Genomic DNA, 20360 nt, shown 5'->3' on the forward strand with positions numbered 1-20360 from the left:
ACATGCTGGGAAGCAGGGCCATTTCTATGCCTTCGCCATGATCGCTTAATTTTGGAAATCAAGCACGAGGCGCTTGGGGTTCTGCAGGAAGGTCACGGAATACGGCGTTTGCTTCTTCAGGCCGATGATCAACTGCGTCTGCGCCTCGAAGGTGGTGGTGTAGTTGATCTCTTGCACAACACCGGCACCTGGGGTGATGCCAGTATCCATGAACTTTTGCTCTAAGTCTGGCGTTGATGGCCACGGGGTGCCCTCGATGCCAAGGTTGAGGAATGTAGCGCCTTTTACCTCGACCGGAAGTCCCGAGGCCTGGTGGGCGGGTTGATCCGTATAGGTGGTAAACCACCCGGCTTCGCCGTCTCCTTCAAGGTCGACCACGACGCGGGTGAAAGAATCGTGCGCGGCTACTCGGATCTCTGTGGGAACGAGGCCACCCAATCCAGGAGGAAGGTGGCGTTGATCCTCGAGGGAGGGCGTGCCCATGCCACCAAAAGCCGGCTTTGGATTATTGCCTTGCGCCTTTTGTTGATTGTGGCTTAACGGGGCGGTGTCTTCTACCGTCTTGGTTGGGTCATCGTCAGTGGTCGTGGTAGAAGGCTCTGACTTCTTTGCCGATGACGTCGTCGACTCCGCAGTGGAACTGGTTGATTCCTCCTGCGTGGCAAATGAGGCATCGGCGGCCTTGTCATCGCTCGGGCTAGCGCAAGCAGCCAATGAGAGCATGCAGCTTATACCGGCGCCAGCAGCGATAACGCGGGTGAGAGTAGATCGAGACATTGTGACCACTTCCTAGGTTGTCTACCTTGTTGTCTCTTTCAATTCTACCGGTACACAAGTGGCCCAACTGGGGGAGTGATGCAATTGTTGTACAAGGGAAAGTAGCGAAGGCGTGGACTAACGCTTCAACTGGACGAGCTGGATAAGGTTGCCCACGGTATCGTCAAAGACCGCGATAATGGAGGGGCCAACGTCGGTGGGCTCCATGGTAAAGTCCACGCCCTTGTCCTTGAGTTCGGCGTATTCTTTCTCCACATCCTGCGATAAGAATTGGGTGACCGGGATATTATCCGCCTTCAGCGCCTCGGTGTACGTCTTGGCGGCCGGATGTCCCTTGGGCTCAAGGAGCAATTCAACGCTGCCATCGCCGTCCGCGTTGGCGACCGTAAGCCACCGGAAATCGCCGTGCGTGACGTCATCTTTGACCCGGAAGCCAAGGACATTGACATAAAAATCGTGGGCGCGAGCAACGTCATCTACTGGAACGGAGGCAATATAAATCTGCATGCCGCCCAGTCTAGCAGTGGTATTTTTGCCGTTCGGAGGCTCGCCCGCCGCGGATGGGCGAGCGCGATAGGATGGGAAGGAAACAAAGGTTTAACTCAAAGTTGTTAAGAAAGTGAGGCCCGCAATGGCGATCAAAGTAGGAGTCTTGGGAGCGCAAGGGCGCGTCGGCAAGGCGATTGTTGAAGGCGTTAATGCCGAAGATGATCTAGAGCTTGTAGCGGAAATTAGCCGCGGGGATGACCTGCAGCAATTGGTTGATAATCACGCAGAGGTCATCGTGGACTTCACCCAGCCTGATTCGGTGATGGGAAACCTGGAGTTTTGCATCGCGAACGGCATTCACTGCGTGGTGGGTACCACTGGCTTTGATAAAGAGCGCTTGGACCAGGTGGAGCAGTGGACCCGCCAAGAGGGCGCTGGAAACGTGCTGATCGCACCGAATTTCGCCATCTCTGCCGTGATGACCATGGTGCTTGCTAAGCAGGCGGCGAAGTTCTTCGAGACCGCAGAGGTCGTGGAATTTCACCACCCCACCAAGCTGGATGCGCCTTCCGGTACCGCCATCCACACCGCAGAGGCCATTGCTCAGGCGCGCCGCGACGCCGAGTTGGGCGAGATGCCGGATGCGACGGAAAAGTCCCTCGAGGGCGCGCGCGGCGCGAATGTAGACGGAATCCCAGTGCATGCCGTGCGTACCCGCGGCATGGTGGCCCACGAAGAGGTTATTTTCGGTGCGCAGGGGCAATCCCTGACCATCCGCCAGGATTCCTACGATCGTTCCTCCTTCACTCCCGGCGTTTTGGTCGGCGTGCGGGAGATTGCGCAGCACTCGGGATTGGTTGTCGGGCTAGACAAGTACCTGGGGCTGTAGCGGTATGGCCACTGCAAGTGAGCTAAATATCCAGCTCATTGCCGCCACCGAGTTTCACCCGCCTCAGGGAACGCAGTGGCGTGCCGATGAGACGGCGACCGATGGCGAGGCCCTCGTCGAATTCGCGGGGCGAGCGTGTTATGAGTCTTTTGACAAGCCCAACCCACGGACCGCGACGAATTCCGCCTACCTGCACCACATCATGGAGGTAGGCCATACGGCGCTATTGGAACACGCCACGGCGACGATGTACATCACGGGGCTCTCGCGCTCAGCCAGCCATGAATTGGTTCGCCACCGGCATTTTTCCTTTTCACAGCTATCCCAGCGCTTTGTGCACCCTAATGAGATGCACGTAGCGCTGCCCAAGTTGGTGGAAGAAGATGAACAATTACGCCGCTTGGTCATGCAAGCCGTGGATGAAACCCGTTTTGTCTACGATGAGCTGCTAGAGGCCTTGGAAGAAAAGCTGGATGAACCGAATGCGCTGCTGCGAAAGAAGCAGGCGCGGCAGGCGGCGCGCGCGGTATTGCCCAATGCAACGGAAACCAGGCTCGTCGTTACCGGCAATTACCGCGCGTGGCGCCACTTCATTGGGGCGCGGGCGGCCGAGCACGCTGATACGGAATTGCGCGAAGTGGCGGTGGAGTGCTTGAAGCATTTGCAGGAGCAAGCACCAGCGCTTTTCGATGACTTCCATATCACCACGTTGGCCGATGGAACGCAGATGGCCGCAAGCCCTTACGCTTAACACGCGCCACCCCGATGCGGCCAAAAGGTGCCCTAGCGGGTAACCTTGACGGCTATGAGCACAGGTATGACAGCAAAGACTGGCGTTGACACCTTCGGTCGCATTGGCGTCGCCATGGTCACTCCGTTTGATCGTGACGGTGCGCTGGATGTAGAAGCGGGTCGCCGCCTGGCAGCTCATCTCGTAGACAACGGCGTGGATTCACTCATCTTGGGTGGAACGACGGGCGAGTCTCCTACCACGTCCTTGGACGAAAAGTTGGAGCTGCTCAAGGCCGTAAAAGAGGAAGTGGGAGACCGCGTCCGGATTTGTGCGGGCGCCGGAACGAATAACACCGCAACCTCGATTGAGGTTGCCCAAGCTTCCGCCGCCGCAGGAGCCGATAGCTTGCTCGTGGTGACTCCGTATTACTCCAAGCCCTCCCAAAAGGGCGTCTACGAGCATTTTGCCGCAGTTGCTGATTCTACGGATCTGCCGATTTGCGTCTATGACATCCCTGGCCGCTCGGGCATCCCAGTGGCGTCGGATACGCTCCGACGCCTTGCGGAATTGCCGACTATCCAAGCCGTGAAAGATGCCAAGGGCGATCTTTCTGCGGCCGCAGAACTCATCCAAGAAACTGACTTGGCGTGGTACTCCGGTGATGATCCGATTAACCTGCCGTGGCTATCCCTCGGCGCTTCGGGTTTCATCTCCGTTATCGGTCACGCCGCACCGCGTGCCTTGGTAGAACTCTATGAAGCTTTCGATGCGGGCGATTTGGCCCGCGCGCAAGAAATAAATTACTCAACGCTTCTTCCACTGACCCGCGCTCAGGCGCGGTTGGGCGGAGCGACATTTGCAAAGGAAGCTCTGCGCCTGCAGGGCTTTGAAGTTGGCGAGCCCCGCCTTCCTATCACCGCTGCGAGCGAGGAGGAACGCGAGGTACTTCGCCGTGATTTGGAACAATCTGGAGTCCTTTAAGAATGACTGAACCCCGTAACCGTTCCCGCAAGGTCACCCGCAAGGCGGGTCCACCTTCGGAAACTGAGACCGCCTCCAACGAGGCGGCTTCGCCCGTATTTCAGGCCCCTGCCAATAACGGCGGCAATGCCGGAAATGAAGACCAGGGTAACTCTGGCCACAACAACTCTTCCGATAACAAGAACGACGGCGATAACAACGGTCGCCGCTCTCGTTCCCGTGGCGGCCGCGGCCGTGGCCGTGGTGGAAACGGCAATAATGGCAATGGCCAGGGAAATAACAACGGCGGCAATAACCGCGGTGGCAACAACAAGAACAACAACGGTGGCAACGGAAAGAACGGCAATGGCAAGGGCCGTGGCCGCAATAACAATAACCGCGGTCGCCGCAATGTGCCGAAGTCAATGCAGGGTGCGGATCTGACCAAGCGCCTGCCGGAACCACCAAAGCAGGCGAAAGATACCCTGCGTATCTACGCGTTGGGCGGAATTTCTGAAATCGGCCGCAATATGACCGTCTTTGAGTACGGCGATGAGCTGCTCATCATTGACTGCGGCGTGCTTTTCCCGTCCTCCGGTGAGCCTGGTGTGGATCTCATCCTGCCGGATTTCGGCCCGATTGAAAAGAAGATCAACAAGGTAAAGGCTCTCGTGGTCACTCACGCCCACGAGGATCACATTGGTGCCATCCCGTGGCTGCTGAAGCTGCGCCCGGATATCCCCATCGTTGCCTCCCGTTTCACCATCGCGCTAATTGCGGCGAAGTGTAAGGAACACCGCCAGAAGCCGAAGTTCGTCGAGGTTAACGAGAAGTCCGACGTGACCTACGGCTGCTTCCGCGTCCGCTTCTGGGCGGTTAACCACTCCGTGCCTGATGCACTCGGCATCATGCTGGGCACCCCAGCCGGTAACATCATCCACACCGGTGATATCAAGCTGGACCAGACCCCGTTGGATAACCGTCCGACCGACCTTCCGGCGCTGTCTCGTTACGGCGACGAGGGCGTTGACCTCATGCTGTGCGATTCCACCAACGCCACGGTGCCGGGCGTATCCGCCTCCGAGGGCGATATCCCGGCCAACTTCAAGCGCTTGGTAGCTAACGCGAAGCAGCGCGTCATCTTGGCTTCCTTCGCCTCGAACGTCTACCGCGTGCAGGCCGCCATCGATGCTGCCGTGGCCAACGGCCGCAAGGTGGCTTTCAACGGCCGTTCGATGATGCGCAATATGGAAATTGCGGAAAAGATGGGCTTTTTGAAGGTGCCGCGCGGCACGATTATCCCCATCGATGAGGCCGCGAAGATGGCTCCGCACAAGACCATGCTCATCACCACCGGTACGCAGGGTGAGCCGATGGCTGCGCTCTCACGCATGGCCCGCCGCGAGCACCGCCAGATTACGGTGCGCGATGGCGACACCATCATCTTCTCGTCCTCGCTCATTCCGGGCAACGAAGAGGCCGTCTTCGGCGTTATCAATATGCTGTCCCAGATTGGTGCGAACGTCATCACCAACCAGGACGTCAAGGTGCACGCTTCCGGCCACGGTTACTCCGGCGAGCTGCTCTTCCTGTACAACGCGGCGCGCCCGCGCAATGCCATGCCGGTCCACGGCGAGTGGCGCCACCTGCGCGCCAATAAGGAATTGGCGATTTCCACCGGCGTTGCCCGCGACCGGACGGTCTTGGCGCAAAACGGCGTCGTGGTGGATCTGCGCAAGGGCCGCGCGGAGGTCGTCGGCCAGCTGCAGGTTGGCCACCTCTACGTCGATGGCGTGTCCATGGGCGATGTCGATGCCGATACCTTGGCAGATCGCACCAACCTGGGTGCCGGCGGCGTGGTATCCATTACCTGCGTGATCGATAACCGCACCTCCCGCTTGCTGGAACACCCGACCGTCGCGACCACCGGATTCTCCGACGATGACCGCGGCGTCGTGCCCGAGGTGGCAGAGATGGTAGAAAACACCATGAACGATCTCGCCGCAGAGGGCGAGAATGACACCTACCGGATGGTGCAAAAGCTGCGCCGCAAGGTTTCCAAGCTCATGGATTCCAAGTACAAGCGCGAGCCGGTCATTTTGCCCACCATCGTGCCGACGAATTCCGGAACGCTGCTTGCCGATGACGCCGATGTCGACGCCAGCCGCGAGTCCCTGTAGATTCTCCTACAAAAGGATTTAATCTCGGCATAGTTTCTGTGCCCCAGCATATCGATGACCTCGGTATGCTGGGGCATATGTCGTTTTCATCTTCAGAGCGCGCCAAGATGGTCGCGCTTTTTCATCAGCTAGGTCCAGATGCCCCCACGTTGTGTGAGGGCTGGACCACGCGCGACTTAGTTACTCACCTTTGGGTGCGCGAAAACCGTCCCGATGCAGCCGCGGGCATGTTCCTTTCGGTCTTTAAACCCCGCTTGGAAAAGGAATCCGCCAAGGTCGCACGCCGCGATTTCGATGAGCTGGTCGATGCTTGGGGGAGGGGACCGGCAAAGTTCAATCCCGCTCGTTTTCTCGATGCCCAGCAAAATTTGGGCGAACATTTTATCCATCACGAGGATATTCGCCGCGCCAATGGCGAGACCGAACCGCGCGATTTTTCTGCTGCGGTGCAGAAGAAGCTGCACAGGTTTTTGAAGATCTGGGCCAAATTCAGCCTGCGCAAGTCCACCCAGCCGGTCATCCTGCAACCGGATGGGCTGCCGCGCATCGTCGTGGCGGATAAGCACGGGGTGGCCGATCGCGGCGATCGCGTGGTCCGCGTAAGCGGGGAGGTCGGGGAGCTCTTGCTGTGGGTGTACGGGCGCGACGCCGTCCAGGTCACCATTACCGGTGATGAGTCCGCCATCGAAATGTCAACCCTATAGACTAGAAATTGACACTTGTCCGGGCCGAGTCGCAACTTTTCGGCGCGGACACTGGGCAATTTTCTGTTTACTGCCCCTGCCACGCGTGTGGCGTATGTGATTTGTGGGGTTTTCCGGTTAAGGTAAATGACATGTCTGTCAAAAATGCCTCCTCTCGCGGATCGCGCCGCAACCAGACGCGAGCATCGAAAAGCGCGCCTGGCCGGAAAGCCAACCGGTCGCGCCCGTCTGGCCGCAGCCAGTCCAGCGCCGGCGTGCCAGAGACCCTGGAGATGACCTCGTCTGGGAGGGCGGCAGGAACGACGCAGGAGCGTACGGGGAGCGCATTCCGGGCCGTCGGCAAGGGGCTTGGCTCCGCATTTGGTGCCACCGCGCGCGGGATGGGCAATGTTGCCCGCGGCCTAGGAAATGGTCTCGCGGGCTTAAAACCGAGCCAGGATGCACCTGCAGACGGCACGGAGGATTTCGAGAGAACAAGGGAGCCACAGGAAATTTCTGACAGCGCCGGGAAAAAGAAGAAAAGCAAGGTAACTCGCGCGCGCGATATCGCGGCCGAGGAGGAAGCCCAGGCTGCCGGCGAGGCCGCGCCTTCTTCGCAAGGCGGGTTGCGCGTCAACAATCCGGATGCAGTTGCCTTAGTGCTCATTGGCGTAGCCATCGTCCTCGCCGCCACCGTGTGGTTTGGCGTCGCAGGCCAGGTGGGCGCCTGGGTGGGCAACCTAGTGCGCTACGTTATCGGCGCCGGCGCGTGGGTGCTTCCCATTGCGCTCGTCGCGCTGGCCATCTCGCTCATGATGGAAATGGACGGTCCATCCGGTCGCATTAATCCGCGCATTGCCGGTGGCACGACGATCATCGTGCTGGCGATGCTGAGCCTCATCCACATCTTTGCCGGTAATCCGCCGCTCGGGTTCACCACCGATACAGCGGGCGGGGCCGGCGGTGTTGTGGGCTTTGCCATTGGCGGGATCCTCGATGCCGCATTCACCTCTTATGTTGCGGTGCCGCTGCTCTTCCTCGTCATCATTTACGGCGCGCTCCTGGTTACGGGTATCACCATCCGCGAGGCCTATGAGCTCGTTGCGGATTCGCTGCACTCGGCTTTTTCCCGCTTTGGCGGCAGCGATGAGGACTACGACGATGCCGACGAAGACGATCTCTACGGCCACGTGTCTGGCGATATAGACGATATCGCGCACGGCCGCGAGCGCTCCGAGCGTCCTGCGCCGAAGCGTCGCAGCACGTCCACTCCGCGCAAGACCGGCAGCTCCTATCCGGTGCAGCCGCTTGACGATGCCCCCGCAGACGACCACACCGTCGCCTTCAATACCCCAGTCCGCGCGGGTTATGAGCCGGTGGACCGCAGTGACGAAGAACTGGGCTACGGCACGGACTCCCGCATGGGGGATACCGATGCCGTCCCAGCAGTAGACGATGCTGATTACGCAGACGACGGGGAATCCACCCAATCGGCGCTGCCAGAAAGCGAGTCCACCCGCGTCTTGGGTGCTGCTACTGGCGGGGCTTCTGCCGGCCGCAACGCGGGTAATGTAGCTTCGCGTGCTGGTCGCGCCGCGGGTGCCGCTGGTGCTGCTGCATCCGGGGCGGCTGGTGCCGCTGGCAAGGCCAAGGGCGCTGCAGCCGGTGCCGCTGCCGCAGGTGCTGCTGGAGCCGCCGCGGGCGCGGCAGCCGCAGGTGCTGCCAAGGCCGGATCTGATGCCGTGTCTTCAGCCCACGAGGAGGCTCGGCGCCTGTTCCGCGAGCGCTCTGGTAGAGATGCGGCCACCGGCGCGCAGGTAGAATCCGCCGCGGCGGAGCAGCCTGCCGCGCAACCCCAAGCGCCCGCCCCAGCGCAGTTTGGTAACGATAACTATGCGGTGCCCTCTACCGATCTCCTGACCCCAGGTACGCCGGCGAAGGAACGCACCGAGATCAATGACCGCATCATTGAGGCCATTACTGATGTCTTCGAAGAGTTCAACGTCAATGCCCAGGTAACGGGCTTTAGCCGTGGTCCTACGGTGACCCGCTATGAAATTGAGCTCGGACCAGGTGTGAAGGTTTCGAAGATTACAAACCTGCAGTCCAACCTGGCCTATGCCGTGGCGACCGATAACCTGCGTTTGCTCACGCCGATCCCGGGCAAGTCCGCGGTGGGCATTGAGGTCCCTAACCCAGACCGCGAAATGGTTCACCTGCGCGAGGTCTTGGACGCGCCCAGCATGACGTCCTCCCCAGACCCAATGTTGATTGGCTTGGGCAAGGATATCGAGGGCGAATATACGTCCTTTTCCGTACAGAAGATGCCGCACCTGTTGGTTGCCGGTGCCACCGGTTCCGGTAAGTCCGCGTTCGTAAACTCCATGCTGGTCTCGTTGCTGACCCGCGCCACCCCGGAGCAGGTGCGCCTGATCCTTGTCGATCCAAAGATGGTCGAACTCACGCCGTATGAAGGCATCCCGCACCTGATTACGCCCATCATTACTCAGCCAAAGAAGGCCGCTGCGGCCCTCCAGTGGCTGGTGGAAGAGATGGAGCAGCGGTACATGGACATGAAGGCCGCGCGTGTGCGCAAGATCGAGGACTATAACCGCAAGGTTGTCTCCGGCAAGTACCAAGCACCGGCTGGTTCCGAGCGCGAGGTTCGTCCTTATCCCTATATCGTCTGCGTCGTGGACGAGCTGGCGGATTTGATGATGACCGCCCCGAAGGAAATCGAGGACTCCATCGTTCGCATCACCCAGAAGGCCCGCGCCGCCGGCATCCACTTGGTGCTTGCTACCCAGCGCCCGTCCGTCGACGTGGTCACAGGCCTTATCAAGACCAACGTGCCCTCCCGCTTGGCCTTTGCCACCTCGTCCTTGACCGACTCCCGCGTCATCCTGGATCAAGGCGGTGCGGAAAAGCTCATCGGCATGGGCGATGGCCTATTCATCCCTCAGGGCAAGCGCCCAGTGCGAATGCAGGGTGCATTCGTTTCCGATGATGAGGTCATGGATGTCGTCGAGGCCGCCAAATCCCAGGCCGCCCCGAACTACACCGAGGGCGTGACCGAGGAGAAGCAGTCCGAGGCGAAGAAGGAAATCGACGATGACATCGGCAAGGACATGGATGACCTCCTCGAGGCCGTCGAGCTTGTGGTAACCGCCCAGCTGGGTTCCACCTCAATGCTGCAGCGCAAGCTGCGTATTGGCTTTGCTAAAGCGGGCCGCCTGATGGACCTTATGGAATCGCGCGGCGTCGTCGGGCCATCGGAAGGCTCCAAGGCCCGCGAGGTGCTGGTCAAACCGGAAGAGCTCGATACCATCCTGTGGATGATTAAAGGCGCCGATCCTGCCGATGCCCCCAAAGAAATCCAGGACGAGATGAACCAAGAAGAAGCAGACGGTGATGCGGGCGATTCCGCAGAGTCTGCTACTTCCGATGCCCCTTCCGATACGCGGACGGTGCAAGCAACCTATAACCCATCGTCTGGAGCATTCTAAGTAGTGTAAGATAGTTACGGTCTTGGAGGGGAGTACCCCACATTCGGCATAGATCGTCAACACGGTAGCCTGGCGCTCCCCGGTCGTGTCGGCCTAGCGAGGGATAGCCGCTGGGCGGGGGAGACCTCCGGTCACTTTCTTAAAGTAAATTCGACCGGAGGGATCTCGCGATGAACGTTCCATTGTGGGTGTGGCTGGTCACCGGTGCGGTGATTCTAGCCTTTTTTATATTCGACTTTTATTCTCACGTCCGCAGTCCACATGAGCCCACCTTGAAAGAGTCGGGCCTGTGGACCCTTTTCTATATCGCTGTCGCTGTAGTTTTTGGCGGCGTCGTTTGGGCCGTGTGGGGCCACGAGCACGGCATCCAATTCTTTACCGGCTATGTCACCGAGCAAGCGCTGTCTGTGGATAACCTTTTCGTATTCGCGCTTATCATGGGCTCCTTTAAAATCCCGCGCAAATATCAGCAGAAGGTACTGCTCATCGGTATCATCATTGCCCTCGTTTTTCGCTTGGTATTCATCTTGCTGGGCGCGGCGGTTATCGCGGCGTGGTCCGATATCTTCTACCTCTTCGCCATCTTCTTGCTGTATACCGCCATCAAGTTGGTCATTGATGAGATTCGGGACGCCCCGGAGACCAACCCGAACGATATGGCCATCATCAAACTCGTACGCAAAGCCGTAGACGTTACCCCGCAGTACCACGGGGATAAGCTCACCCATCGCATGGATGATGGCTCAAAGAAGGGCAAGTTTGCCTTTACGCCGCTATTTGTGGCGCTGGTGTCCATTGGGCTTATCGATGTCATGTTTGCCTTCGATTCCATTCCAGCAATCTACGGCATTACCTCAGAGGCGTTTTTGGTCTTTACCACCAACGCATTCGCACTGATGGGCCTGCGCCAAATGTACTTTCTTATCGATGGCCTCTTGGACCGCCTCGTCTACCTGCCCTACGGCCTGGGCATCATCCTGGGCTTCATCGGTGTCAAGCTGCTTTTCCACGCATTGCACGAGAATAACCTGCCGTTTATCAATGGCGGCGACAATATCGAATCCGTGCCGGAAATCTCCACCATCGGCTCGCTGGTGGTCATCGTTGGAGTCCTGGTCATCACGGTTCTTGCATCGGTTATTAAGAACATGCGCGATAAGACCCAAGGCGTAGTGGCCGTATCCCACAATCACTACGACTGGGATGAGGAAGGAAATAAAATCGTGCGCAATACCCGCGGCGATTACTTGGGCAGGGCCGAGGATCTGTCCAAGGAAGACCTACCCAACTAGGGACCTAAAAGCGGGCCTTGACCGGATTCCACTCGCGGAAGCTTCGGCCCCGGAGGCAGCCTTGTTGATAGAAGGGGTCGTCGTTCATTAGCTGGATGACATCGGCAACCTGGGTGTCATCACCGTCAAAGCGCACAACGATGAGCGCGCCTCCCTGGGAATCCGTTAACGGTCCGGAGGCCACGATGGTGCCCTCATCAAATAGCTTCCCGGTGAACTCGCGGTGGGCGGGGCGCACTTTCGCTATCTCGGGGTTGGCCGGGTTGTAGTCATAACTCACTGCAAAATACTTCATACCGGCCAGTATAAAATCTCGGGGGAGTGTGCCGCGAGACCAGAACCCAAGCAGGTAGTATGTATAGGGTGAATCAACCCGGAGCACAGTCAGCGCAGTCCTCGGATGTGAATCCGCAGGTCTCTAATTGGAATCTGCCAAATATCCTTACCTGCCTGCGTATCGTTTTCATTCCGGTCTTTGCATGGCTGGTCATCGGCGGCCACCAGTGGTGGTCTTTCGGCGTCTTCGCCGCATTAATGCTCACGGATAAGCTCGATGGCGATATTGCCCGCGCTCGCGGATTGATTACTGATTTTGGCAAGATCGCCGACCCCATTGCTGATAAAGCGCTCATGACCACAGCGCTTGTCTGCCTCAATATTGTCGATCAGCTTTCGGTTTGGATCACCGTCATTATTCTGATCCGCGAATTCGGCATCACCATCTGGCGTATGGCCCTGCTGCGTCGCGGAAAGGTCGTCCCAGCCTCTAAAGGCGGTAAGCTAAAGACCGTCCTGCAGTCCTTCGCCGTGGGCCTATACTTGTGGCCGCTTCCCTCGTGGATGGATATTCCTACCGACTTCATCATGTGGATGGCCGTCGTGGTTACGGTCGTTACCGGCGTGCGGTATCTCATCGATGGACAAAAGCAAAATAGCTAAACGCGATGACCTTCACAGAATCTGACCTCGTTGCCTTATTAACAGAGCGCCACGAAACCTTGGCCTTCTGCGAGTCGCTGACTGCCGGCCTAGCCAGCGCTACCATCGCTTCGGTGCCTGGAGCATCGGCCGTCCTGCGCGGTGGTCTTGTAACCTATGCCACAGAGATCAAGTCCCATTTTTTGGATAAACCAGTTTCCGAGATCGAGCGCGTGGGCGTCGTCTCTGGCGAAACCGCAGTCGATATGGCCCGCGCCGCCGCCGCGGAAACCGAGGCCGATTGGGGGATAGGGCTTACCGGCGTTGCCGGGCCGGATAAACAAGAAGGAAAAGACCCCGGCACGGTATTTTTAGGAATTTATTCCGCCGGCCGCATAGCGCAGTCTTATTGTTTGCGCGACTTGGGCACTGAACGCAACGGCATCAGAAAGGCCACGGTAGGAGCAGCCATCGCCCAACTTGGTGCGGTCATCAAAAATTTTCCTATCAGTGGGGAACAAATTTCATCGAAGGAGCGTTAAAACTTACGATGAACATTTCTACAGCAGTCCTCGACCACTCGGCGCAGACTGCCGCGGAACCTGCGGCAGCGGCACCATCGGCGCCACAACCTGCCCGCGCCCCCGAGCCACTTTTGCGTGAAGCTTTGGGCTTGACCCTGCGTGCATTCCGCGCGGATAAGTCGGTTACCCTGCGCGAATTGGCTAGCGTTGCCCGCGTGTCACCGGGCTACTTGTCGGAGCTTGAGCGGGGCCGCAAGGAAGTTTCTTCTGAGCTCTTGGCATCCGTGTGCCACGCACTTGACGCGTCTGTGTCGGACGTCCTGATTGAGGCTGCCGGTTATATGGCGTTGCCCTCGATGGATGAAGAGCTCGCGCATACCGCGCCGGCTGCTTCTGAGCTTTAACGCGTGCGCGATTCTGAGAAGAATTGCCGCGGTGGATACCTGCGATTAGTGGCGGCAGAGCCCTAGGCGTTGGGTTACTATGAACACGACAACGCGACGCATTACCACATTCCCTAGAAAGGTCTAGAGCATAATGGCGAATCCATTTGTTAAGGGTTGGAAGTACCTGATGGCACTGTTCGATAATAAAATCGAAGAGAACGCCGATCCGAAGGTGCAGATTGAGCAGGCCATCGAAGATGCCCAACGTCAGCACCAAGAGCTTTCGCAGCAAGCGGCGGCGGTCATTGGCAATCAGCGTCAGCTGGAGATGCAACTTAACCGTCGCTTAGCCGAGGTCGAAAAGCTGCAGGGCAATACCCGCCAGGCGCTCGAGCTTGCGGATAAGGCACGCTCCAATGGTGATGAAAACAAGGCCGTGGAGTACGAAAACGCCGCCGAGGCCTTTGCCGCTCAGTTGGTGACCGCAGAAGAGTCTGTGGAGGACACGAAGAAGCTCCACGACCAGGCGTTGCAACAGGCAGAGCAGGCTAAGCGCGCTGTAGAACGCAATAATGCCGCCCTGCGCCAGAAGGTTGATGAGCGTTCGAAGTTGCTATCGCAGCTGGAGCAGGCAAAGATGCAGGAAAAGGTTTCCGAGTCTTTGAACTCTATGAACGAGCTTTCGGCCGGCGGCAATACGCCTTCGCTCGATTCCGTGCGCGATAAGATTGAGCGCCGCTATTCCAAGGCTTTGGGTCAGGCGGAGTTGGCGGAAAATTCTGTCGAAAACCGCATGGCCGAGGTGCAGCAGGCGGGCGTCCAGATGGCCGGCCACTCCCGCTTGGAGCAGATCCGAAGCGAGATGAACTCCACGAAGTCGGTGGAAGGCAACCGCACCCAGGCCATCGAGGGCAATAAGGCCTCTGGGTCTGCTGCGGACCAGGCAGCGCAGCCGACCTCGAATGATGATGCCGTCCAAGCTCGCTTGCGAGAGCTGCGCGGAGAGTAACTCTCTCATCCCGCGCTCTTCATAGCGCTAATTGAAAAATAGCCTCCGATCTTTCCTTTGCCGCGTTGAGCGGTGGGGAAAGTCGGAGGTTTTGTAGCGCAAGCCGGGTATGTGCCTTAGTCGTCTTAGTCACCGACGCCGCGGGCCTGGAGGGCTTCGCCAATGGCCCGAGCGCGCCGAATGGAGCGAATGATGACGGGCGTGACAAAGGCTGAGGGGGAGAAGCCAGCGCCGCGAGCCTTCCGGGCATCGAGAACCTCGTAGACCGTTTCGAACATGAGGGGGATGAGGCGGATAGTCAAGGACATCGCCAAGCTGATGTTTTCTACTGGGACGCCGAAACGATTCAGCGGCTGGAGGGATTCTTCCAGCGACTCCATGATGGCGTCGACGGTCGAGGTGAGCGTTAGTAAAAAGGCCAGAATCATGGCCGCCAAGATGTTGAGGAACATCACCGCGGCGTAGTCAAAATCCTTGGCCCACCATTGGAAACCGGCGAGGGGGATGAGGATGACCAGGGGTGGCCAGAGTTGGCTCCAGGCAATTCGTGGGGGGATGCGGGCGATGATATAGGTTAGCGCTGCGGCGATCACCGCACCGCCTGCCCACGGCAGAGTATTGAAAAAGATGCTGGTAACTAGGATAAATACCAGCAAGATGAGTATCTTCCAGCTGGGCTTCATCCGGTGGATTACCGTCGTGCCCGGAACGTACACGGAAAGCGGAATATTGGTTCTGCGTCGAGTCATTGGTTGGGCTTTCTAGAGCGGACGCTGTGCCATGAGGTCTCGATAAAAATTGATGACCTCCTGGGGAGCGCCATCGGCGGCAACCTTGTGGTCATCGATGCAAATGACGCGATCGAAGTCCAAAAGAAATTCCAGATCGTGAGTAACCACGATGAGCTGCTGGTCGAGCTGTGCGAACTCGCGCTTTATGCGGTCACGATTGCGGAGGTCAAGCAGCGTCGTTGGCTCATCTGCGATGATGAGCACTGGGTCGATGACCAGCACGGCGGCCAGGGCAAGCAATTGTTTCTGTCCACCAGATAGGGTGTGAGGGGAGCGCTCGGCAAAGTCTAGAAGCCCGAACCGCTCTAGGGCGGCGTCGACTCGCGCAGTGCGCTCGGTCTTAGGCAGCTTGAAACGGCGCAGGGAAAAAGCGATGTCATCGCGCACGTTGGGCATGACAATCTGATTTTCGGCATCAGAAAATACGAACCCCACCTTTTCGCGCACCTTTTTGCCCTGTTCGCTGGGATTTATGCCGTCGACGGTTACGGTGCCCGCAGTGGGCTCACCCAGGCCATTGATAAGCCGGGTCAGCGTGGACTTTCCGCCGCCATTTTGACCGATGACGCCGATCCGCTGCTCGCTTAAAGTCAGGTTGATGTCATCAAGGACCACCGTCTCATCGAAAGCTACCGTTACCGAGGAAAAGTCGATGGTGGGCACTAGGAGGCCTTCTTACCCATCAGGTCGGGGAATGCGGAGTGAACACCAACGGCGATGATGACGGCCACGATGAGCTTTGCGGTGTCAACGAGGACGAACGGGCCTTGCGCCGCGATGGCCGGGCCTACATCCAGCCCGGAGCGAAGCATCAGGCCGATGGCGCCACAGGTGTACTGCACCAAGAGGCCAACGATGGCTGCGATAGCGAGAACCACGGTCATGCCGCCCTTCCCGCGTGGAGCGCGGTAAGCAATGGCGCCGGCGGCGATAGGGGAGAGCACGTATCCGATGATGTATCCCACGGTAGGGCCGGCAAGCGCCCGGAGCGTGGTGCCACCGCCTGCCAAAATGGGCAATGCCAAACCAATAAAGAGGAATAGGAGTCCAACGTAGCCGCCGCGTTTTCCGCCCAAGATGAGGCCGGCCAAAATGAGTGCGGCGTTTTGCAAGACGATGGGGACGCCGGCGGTGCCTACGGGGATAGAAACGAAGGCTAAAACGATAACGAGGGCGGTAAATACCGCAACATAAGCAATGGTGGTTGCCACGGAGTTCTTCTGCATGGAAAAAGATTAGCATCTTGGATAAAGACGCTGTAGACACACCAATTTGAACGACGTTCAAGGAAGCTAATTCTGGGGTCCAGGTAAAAGTTTTGGAAATATTTCCATGGTGGTGGGTAGGATTGCGCGCATGCGATTGACGGAGTACCACCAATTGGTTGTGGATGAATTTGGCGAATCAAAAGGGGCGTGGATTAGCCATTCGCATGTTTTATCAGAGCTTAATGGAACGCCGGATGAGCTTATCGAACGTGGCGTCGATCCCCGTCGTGTTTGGATAGGGCTGTGCGATGACTTCGATGTCCCCCAAGAGCGCCGTCTCGGCGTAGATTACCCAACCTTATAGGGTTTAGAGAAGCCGAAAAGGCGTGTCCATTTACGATATTCGAACAGATGTATGTACTCTAGTTGGGGTGTCGGTGTGGGCGACTACAGTGGGATTGCATTGAGGGCGGAACCATTTAGGGCTCTGCAGCAGTCTAATTTAAGTGTTCACGTAGCGTCGTACGAGATAAGGATTTATAACAATGGCAACGAAAAAGAAATCATCCTCAGCCGCAACCAAGGGAGATGACCGCCAGAAGGCGCTAGATGCCGCTATGGCCATGATCGAAAAGGATTATGGCAAAGGCGCCGTTATGCGCTTGGGTGATGATAACCGGCCGCCCATCAAGGCCATTTCTTCCGGCAACACGGCAATCGACGTGGCGCTGGGCATCGGCGGCTTTCCCCGCGGGCGAATTGTGGAAATTTATGGCCCAGAGTCCTCCGGTAAGACGACGGTGGCATTGCACGCAATTGCCTCGGCGCAAAAAGACGGCGGCATTGCAGCGTTTATCGATGCCGAGCACGCCCTCGACCCCCAATATGCGCGCCTGCTAGGCGTCGACACCGATAATCTCCTCGTATCCCAGCCCGATACCGGTGAGCAGGCCTTAGAAATCGCGGATATGCTGGTGCGCTCCGGCGCTATCGACATCATCGTGGTGGACTCCGTGGCGGCGCTGACCCCGAAGGCGGAAATCGAAGGCGAGATGGGCGATAGCCACGTGGGCCTGCAAGCCCGCCTTATGTCCCAGGCCTTGCGTAAAATGACCGGTGCGCTATACAACTCCGGTACCACCGCAATCTTCATCAACCAGCTGCGCGAAAAGATTGGTGTGATGTTCGGTTCCCCGGAAACCACCACCGGTGGTAAAGCGCTGAAGTTCTATTCCTCCGTGCGCTGCGATATCCGCCGTATCCAAACGCTGAAGGATGGCCAAGACGCCATTGGCAACCGCACGAAGCTCAAGGTCGTAAAGAATAAGGTGTCCCCACCATTCAAGATCGCCGAGTTCGACATCATGTATGGCGAGGGTATCTCTCGGGAGTCCTCCATCATTGATCTCGGCGTAGAAAACGGCTTCATCCGCAAGTCTGGCTCCTGGTTTACCTATGAAGGCGATCAGTTAGGCCAAGGTAAGGAGAAGGCCCGCTCCTTCTTGAAGGACAACCCTGACCTTGCCAATGAGATCGAAAAGAAGATATTCCAGAAGCTCGGCATTGGGGAAGAGGCGGCAAATGGTGAAGAAGCTACCGCCATGGATGTCCCGGGCTCCGATGACCCATTGACGGATGAGTCCGTAGATTTGGTCCCGAACGTCGACTTCGATGACGACTAATCCTGTCCACCTGCAATCCCACCGCTTATAACCCACACTATGAATCAACCCGCCTCTGAAAAACTAGAGCAACTCCGCCAGGCCCTTGTCGCCTATGAAAAAGGAGAAGCCGGGGGCGGGCTTTTTGATCGGGAGGCCGAAGAGGCAAAATCCAAGGTTCGCTCCCGCGCCTTGGGTTTGCTCGACCAGCGTTCGCGGTCCCGTCAGGAATTGTATGACCGTCTAGTACAAGTCGAATTCGCCCCCGAGGTGGTGGAAGATGTCCTCGATGACCTAGCCCATGCGGGCCTCATCAATGATGCCGCCTTTGCCGCCGAATGGGTGCGGCAGCGGCATAAGCGGAGGGGGAAATCGCGCAGCGTCCTCGACCGCGAGCTCCGGGAAAAGGGCGTAAGCCAAGCGGATAGAGACGAAGCCCTCGAGCAAGTAGATGCCGCCGATGAAGAAGCTATGGCCCGAGCCTTGGCGGAAAAGAAAGCGCGCAGCGTGAAATCCGTTCCTGCGGATAAGAAGGAACGGGATAAGGCGCTGCGCAGGATCGTAGGCGTATTGGCGCGCCGTGGGTTCAACGAGGGAATGTCTTTGAACATTGCCATTAGCGCCCTCGAGGAGCGTTGCGAGGAGCTTTCTTCACCTTAAAAACCCGCGATGGGGTTTAGCACCGTGTGGACTCCAACCTAGGTACTCGCGCACGCGCCCCAAGCACCGCACCACGCACTCGAACCCACTTGGCTGCCTTCACGGGCGCCCAGCAGCGACGGTTATGAGTTGTTCTGGGTGATGGCTAGACTATGCCGACGTGGAGCAGACAATTCCTGAAACTCGTACCTATGAAGTCCGAACCTTCGGCTGCCAGATGAATGTGCACGATTCTGAGCGCATCTCTGGCCTGCTGGAGGAAGCTGGCTACGCGGCCGCAGACGAGGCCACGGAGCCGGATCTCGTCGTCTTTAACACGTGCGCAGTCCGCGAAAACGCCGACAAGCGCCTGTACGGCACGCTGGGCGCATTGAAAAAGACGAAGGAGAACCACCCAGGCATGCAAATTGCCGTGGGCGGGTGCCTTGCGCAAAAGGATAAGGACACCGTCCTTGACAATGCACCGTGGGTGGATGCCGTTTTCGGCACCCACAATATGGCAGCATTACCGACCCTCCTCGAGCGCGCCCGCCATAACGCGGAAGCCCAAGTAGAGATCGTCGATTCGCTAGAGGCGTTCCCCTCGGTATTGCCCGCTAAGCGCGAATCCGCCTACGCGGGTTGGGTATCGGTGTCCGTGGGCTGTAATAACACCTGCACGTTCTGCATCGTTCCCTCCCTGCGCGGAAAGGAAGAGGACCGCCGGCCGGGCGATATCCTAGCCGAGGTACAAGCGCTAGTGGATCAGGGCGTCTCTGAGGTCACCCTGCTAGGCCAGAACGTCAACGCCTACGGCGTGAATTTCGCCGATCCAGAATTGCCGCGCGACCGCTTCGCTTTCTCGAAGCTGCTGCGCGAGGTGGGAAAGATCGACGGCCTCGAGCGCCTGCGGTTTACCTCTCCGCACCCGGCAGAATTTACCTCGGATGTCATCGACGCCATGGCGGAAACCCCGGCCGTGTGCCCGCAGCTGCACATGCCGCTGCAGTCCGGATCGGATAAGGTCTTGAAGGACATGCGCCGCTCTTACCGCACGAAGAAGTTCTTGCGCATCCTCGATGAGGTTCGCGAGAAGATTCCAAACGCGGCGATTACTACCGATATCATCGTCGGCTTCCCAGGCGAGACCGAGGAAGATTTCCAGGACACCATGGAGTTGGTTCGCCGCGCCCGCTTCGCTTCGGCGTTTACCTTCCAGTATTCCCCGCGCCCTGGCACCCCTGCGGCAGAGATGGAAAACCAGGTGCCTAAGGAAGTCGTCCAGGATCGCTTCGAGCGGCTCGTTGCGCTGCAGGATAGCATCCAGGCAGAGGAGAACCAGAAGCTCGTGGGCACTGAGGTGGAGCTTTTGGTCCAGGCAGAAGGCGGGCGCAAGAACGACGAGACTCACCGCATGTCGGGTCGCGCTCGCGATGGGCGCCTTGTGCACTTTAGCCCTATCGACGACAACGGCGCGGATATCTCCGCCGAGATTCGCCCCGGCGACGTCGTGCGCACCAAGGTCACCGGTGCAGGCTCGTTCTTCTTGCTTGCCGATGCCGCAGTAGCCACCCACACCCGCACCAAGGCCGGCGACATGTCGGCGGCGGGCCAAACCCCCACTACCGCTCCCATTGGGGTGGGGCTGGGATTGCCGGGCATCGGCAAGCCTGCTGGTGCTGCCGCAGCGGATTCCTGCGGCTGCTAACCGGGGG

21 protein-coding genes are annotated in these 20360 nt (G+C 58.5%); 15 read left to right on the forward strand and 6 right to left on the reverse strand.

Translation table 11 applies throughout. The annotated features are described in order from the left end of the window. Positions 1 to 45 precede the first annotated feature (45 nt). Both ABRP84_RS03720 and ABRP84_RS03725 read right to left on the reverse strand, forming a co-directional pair. On the reverse strand, positions 46 to 777 hold the full coding sequence (locus ABRP84_RS03720) for an AMIN-like domain-containing (lipo)protein (protein WP_349852758.1): 732 nt from the start codon (positions 775 to 777) through the stop codon (positions 46 to 48). A 117-nt stretch (positions 778 to 894) separates the two neighbouring features. Then, entirely contained in the window at positions 895 to 1284 is a 390-nt protein-coding gene (locus ABRP84_RS03725) for a VOC family protein (protein ID WP_349852759.1), read from the reverse strand. A gap of 124 nt (positions 1285 to 1408) precedes the next feature. Between ABRP84_RS03725 and dapB the strand changes: the two genes are divergently transcribed. The 7 genes from dapB (at position 1409) to ABRP84_RS03760 (ending at position 11509) form a co-directional block, all read left to right on the forward strand. Continuing rightward, complete coding sequence (gene dapB / locus ABRP84_RS03730; protein ID WP_349852760.1) at positions 1409 to 2155, forward strand: 4-hydroxy-tetrahydrodipicolinate reductase; 747 nt, start codon at positions 1409 to 1411, stop codon at positions 2153 to 2155. 4 nt (positions 2156 to 2159) lie between these two features. Then, positions 2160 to 2906, forward strand: coding sequence for an FAD-dependent thymidylate synthase (gene thyX / locus ABRP84_RS03735; protein ID WP_239269515.1), 747 nt, complete (start codon positions 2160 to 2162; stop codon positions 2904 to 2906). A gap of 54 nt (positions 2907 to 2960) precedes the next feature. Next, the gene (gene dapA, locus ABRP84_RS03740; protein ID WP_349852761.1) at positions 2961 to 3869 is read left to right on the forward strand and encodes a 4-hydroxy-tetrahydrodipicolinate synthase; all 909 of its coding nucleotides are present in this window, start codon (positions 2961 to 2963) and stop codon (positions 3867 to 3869) included. Positions 3870 to 3871: 2 nt separating this feature from the next. After that, complete coding sequence (locus tag ABRP84_RS03745) at positions 3872 to 6028, forward strand: ribonuclease J (protein WP_349852762.1); 2157 nt, start codon at positions 3872 to 3874, stop codon at positions 6026 to 6028. A gap of 65 nt (positions 6029 to 6093) precedes the next feature. After that, positions 6094 to 6732, forward strand: coding sequence for a TIGR03085 family metal-binding protein (locus ABRP84_RS03750; RefSeq protein ID WP_349852789.1), 639 nt, complete (start codon positions 6094 to 6096; stop codon positions 6730 to 6732). Between the two features lie 272 nt (positions 6733 to 7004). Further along, the gene (locus ABRP84_RS03755; protein WP_502879782.1) at positions 7005 to 10217 is read left to right on the forward strand and encodes an FtsK/SpoIIIE family DNA translocase; all 3213 of its coding nucleotides are present in this window, start codon (positions 7005 to 7007) and stop codon (positions 10215 to 10217) included. A 170-nt stretch (positions 10218 to 10387) separates the two neighbouring features. Continuing rightward, positions 10388 to 11509 (forward strand): TerC/Alx family metal homeostasis membrane protein, encoded by a 1122-nt coding sequence (locus ABRP84_RS03760; RefSeq protein WP_349852764.1) that lies wholly within the window; start codon positions 10388 to 10390, stop codon positions 11507 to 11509. A 4-nt stretch (positions 11510 to 11513) separates the two neighbouring features. Here the strand turns inward: ABRP84_RS03760 and ABRP84_RS03765 are convergent, their stop codons facing one another. After that, positions 11514 to 11804, reverse strand: coding sequence for a YciI family protein (locus ABRP84_RS03765; RefSeq protein WP_023022809.1), 291 nt, complete (start codon positions 11802 to 11804; stop codon positions 11514 to 11516). 59 nt (positions 11805 to 11863) lie between these two features. Here ABRP84_RS03765 and pgsA point away from each other — a divergent pair, with 59 nt between their 5' ends. The 4 genes from pgsA (at position 11864) to ABRP84_RS03785 (ending at position 14346) form a co-directional block, all read left to right on the forward strand. After that, on the forward strand, positions 11864 to 12448 hold the full coding sequence (gene pgsA, locus ABRP84_RS03770; RefSeq protein ID WP_349852765.1) for a CDP-diacylglycerol--glycerol-3-phosphate 3-phosphatidyltransferase: 585 nt from the start codon (positions 11864 to 11866) through the stop codon (positions 12446 to 12448). Positions 12449 to 12453: 5 nt separating this feature from the next. Continuing rightward, complete coding sequence (locus tag ABRP84_RS03775; protein WP_349852766.1) at positions 12454 to 12969, forward strand: CinA family protein; 516 nt, start codon at positions 12454 to 12456, stop codon at positions 12967 to 12969. Positions 12970 to 12977: 8 nt separating this feature from the next. Then, positions 12978 to 13355: a helix-turn-helix domain-containing protein gene (locus tag ABRP84_RS03780; RefSeq protein ID WP_005278839.1), complete on the forward strand. Its 378-nt coding sequence runs from the start codon at positions 12978 to 12980 to the stop codon at positions 13353 to 13355. Between the two features lie 133 nt (positions 13356 to 13488). Continuing rightward, positions 13489 to 14346 (forward strand): PspA/IM30 family protein, encoded by an 858-nt coding sequence (locus tag ABRP84_RS03785; RefSeq protein WP_349852767.1) that lies wholly within the window; start codon positions 13489 to 13491, stop codon positions 14344 to 14346. Positions 14347 to 14471: 125 nt separating this feature from the next. Here ABRP84_RS03785 and ABRP84_RS03790 read toward each other — a convergent pair whose 3' ends face one another. Genes ABRP84_RS03790 through ABRP84_RS03800 form a run of 3 tightly spaced genes read right to left on the reverse strand, consistent with a single transcriptional unit; the run spans position 14472 to position 16363 of the window. Then, positions 14472 to 15095: an energy-coupling factor transporter transmembrane component T family protein gene (locus tag ABRP84_RS03790; RefSeq protein ID WP_349852768.1), complete on the reverse strand. Its 624-nt coding sequence runs from the start codon at positions 15093 to 15095 to the stop codon at positions 14472 to 14474. 12 nt (positions 15096 to 15107) lie between these two features. After that, positions 15108 to 15800 (reverse strand): energy-coupling factor ABC transporter ATP-binding protein, encoded by a 693-nt coding sequence (locus tag ABRP84_RS03795; protein WP_349852769.1) that lies wholly within the window; start codon positions 15798 to 15800, stop codon positions 15108 to 15110. Continuing rightward, complete coding sequence (locus tag ABRP84_RS03800; RefSeq protein ID WP_023022795.1) at positions 15800 to 16363, reverse strand: biotin transporter BioY; 564 nt, start codon at positions 16361 to 16363, stop codon at positions 15800 to 15802. The genes ABRP84_RS03795 and ABRP84_RS03800 overlap by 1 nt, the downstream gene beginning before the upstream one ends. Positions 16364 to 16493: 130 nt before the next feature. Here ABRP84_RS03800 and ABRP84_RS03805 point away from each other — a divergent pair, with 130 nt between their 5' ends. The 4 genes from ABRP84_RS03805 to miaB all read left to right on the forward strand — a co-directional run bounded on the left by ABRP84_RS03805 (position 16494) and on the right by miaB (position 20353). Next, the gene (locus ABRP84_RS03805) at positions 16494 to 16709 is read left to right on the forward strand and encodes a DUF3046 domain-containing protein (protein WP_349852770.1); all 216 of its coding nucleotides are present in this window, start codon (positions 16494 to 16496) and stop codon (positions 16707 to 16709) included. A 181-nt stretch (positions 16710 to 16890) separates the two neighbouring features. Beyond that, entirely contained in the window at positions 16891 to 18027 is a 1137-nt protein-coding gene (gene recA, locus ABRP84_RS03810; protein WP_349852771.1) for a recombinase RecA, read from the forward strand. Positions 18028 to 18066: 39 nt separating this feature from the next. Next, positions 18067 to 18666, forward strand: a complete 600-nt coding sequence (recX, locus tag ABRP84_RS03815; protein ID WP_349852772.1) for a recombination regulator RecX — start codon at positions 18067 to 18069, stop codon at positions 18664 to 18666. Between the two features lie 160 nt (positions 18667 to 18826). Further along, positions 18827 to 20353 carry a tRNA (N6-isopentenyl adenosine(37)-C2)-methylthiotransferase MiaB gene (miaB, locus tag ABRP84_RS03820; protein ID WP_349852773.1) on the forward strand — a complete coding sequence of 509 codons (1527 nt, stop codon included), beginning with the start codon at positions 18827 to 18829 and terminating at the stop codon, positions 20351 to 20353. Positions 20354 to 20360 lie beyond the last annotated feature (7 nt).

This window comes from Corynebacterium sp. KPL2861 (assembly GCF_040225475.1).
Lineage (GTDB): Bacteria > Actinomycetota > Actinomycetes > Mycobacteriales > Mycobacteriaceae > Corynebacterium.

Excerpts from the sequence above, each read along its gene's own strand:
- ABRP84_RS03720 (WP_349852758.1), bottom strand. The coding sequence starts at position 777 with ATGTCTCGATCTACTCTCACCCGCGTTATCGCTGCTGGCGCCGGTATA.
- ABRP84_RS03725 (WP_349852759.1), bottom strand. The coding sequence starts at position 1,284 with ATGCAGATTTATATTGCCTCCGTTCCAGTAGATGACGTTGCTCGCGCC.
- dapB (WP_349852760.1), top strand. The coding sequence starts at position 1,409 with ATGGCGATCAAAGTAGGAGTCTTGGGAGCGCAAGGGCGCGTCGGCAAG.
- thyX (WP_239269515.1), top strand. The coding sequence starts at position 2,160 with ATGGCCACTGCAAGTGAGCTAAATATCCAGCTCATTGCCGCCACCGAG.
- dapA (WP_349852761.1), top strand. The coding sequence starts at position 2,961 with ATGAGCACAGGTATGACAGCAAAGACTGGCGTTGACACCTTCGGTCGC.
- ABRP84_RS03745 (WP_349852762.1), top strand. The coding sequence starts at position 3,872 with ATGACTGAACCCCGTAACCGTTCCCGCAAGGTCACCCGCAAGGCGGGT.
- ABRP84_RS03750 (WP_349852789.1), top strand. The coding sequence starts at position 6,094 with ATGCTGGGGCATATGTCGTTTTCATCTTCAGAGCGCGCCAAGATGGTC.
- ABRP84_RS03755 (WP_502879782.1), top strand. The coding sequence starts at position 7,005 with ATGACCTCGTCTGGGAGGGCGGCAGGAACGACGCAGGAGCGTACGGGG.
- ABRP84_RS03760 (WP_349852764.1), top strand. The coding sequence starts at position 10,388 with ATGAACGTTCCATTGTGGGTGTGGCTGGTCACCGGTGCGGTGATTCTA.
- ABRP84_RS03765 (WP_023022809.1), bottom strand. The coding sequence starts at position 11,804 with ATGAAGTATTTTGCAGTGAGTTATGACTACAACCCGGCCAACCCCGAG.
- pgsA (WP_349852765.1), top strand. The coding sequence starts at position 11,864 with ATGTATAGGGTGAATCAACCCGGAGCACAGTCAGCGCAGTCCTCGGAT.
- ABRP84_RS03775 (WP_349852766.1), top strand. The coding sequence starts at position 12,454 with ATGACCTTCACAGAATCTGACCTCGTTGCCTTATTAACAGAGCGCCAC.
- ABRP84_RS03780 (WP_005278839.1), top strand. The coding sequence starts at position 12,978 with ATGAACATTTCTACAGCAGTCCTCGACCACTCGGCGCAGACTGCCGCG.
- ABRP84_RS03785 (WP_349852767.1), top strand. The coding sequence starts at position 13,489 with ATGGCGAATCCATTTGTTAAGGGTTGGAAGTACCTGATGGCACTGTTC.
- ABRP84_RS03790 (WP_349852768.1), bottom strand. The coding sequence starts at position 15,095 with ATGACTCGACGCAGAACCAATATTCCGCTTTCCGTGTACGTTCCGGGC.
- ABRP84_RS03800 (WP_023022795.1), bottom strand. The coding sequence starts at position 16,363 with ATGCAGAAGAACTCCGTGGCAACCACCATTGCTTATGTTGCGGTATTT.
- ABRP84_RS03805 (WP_349852770.1), top strand. The coding sequence starts at position 16,494 with ATGCGATTGACGGAGTACCACCAATTGGTTGTGGATGAATTTGGCGAA.
- recA (WP_349852771.1), top strand. The coding sequence starts at position 16,891 with ATGGCAACGAAAAAGAAATCATCCTCAGCCGCAACCAAGGGAGATGAC.
- recX (WP_349852772.1), top strand. The coding sequence starts at position 18,067 with ATGAATCAACCCGCCTCTGAAAAACTAGAGCAACTCCGCCAGGCCCTT.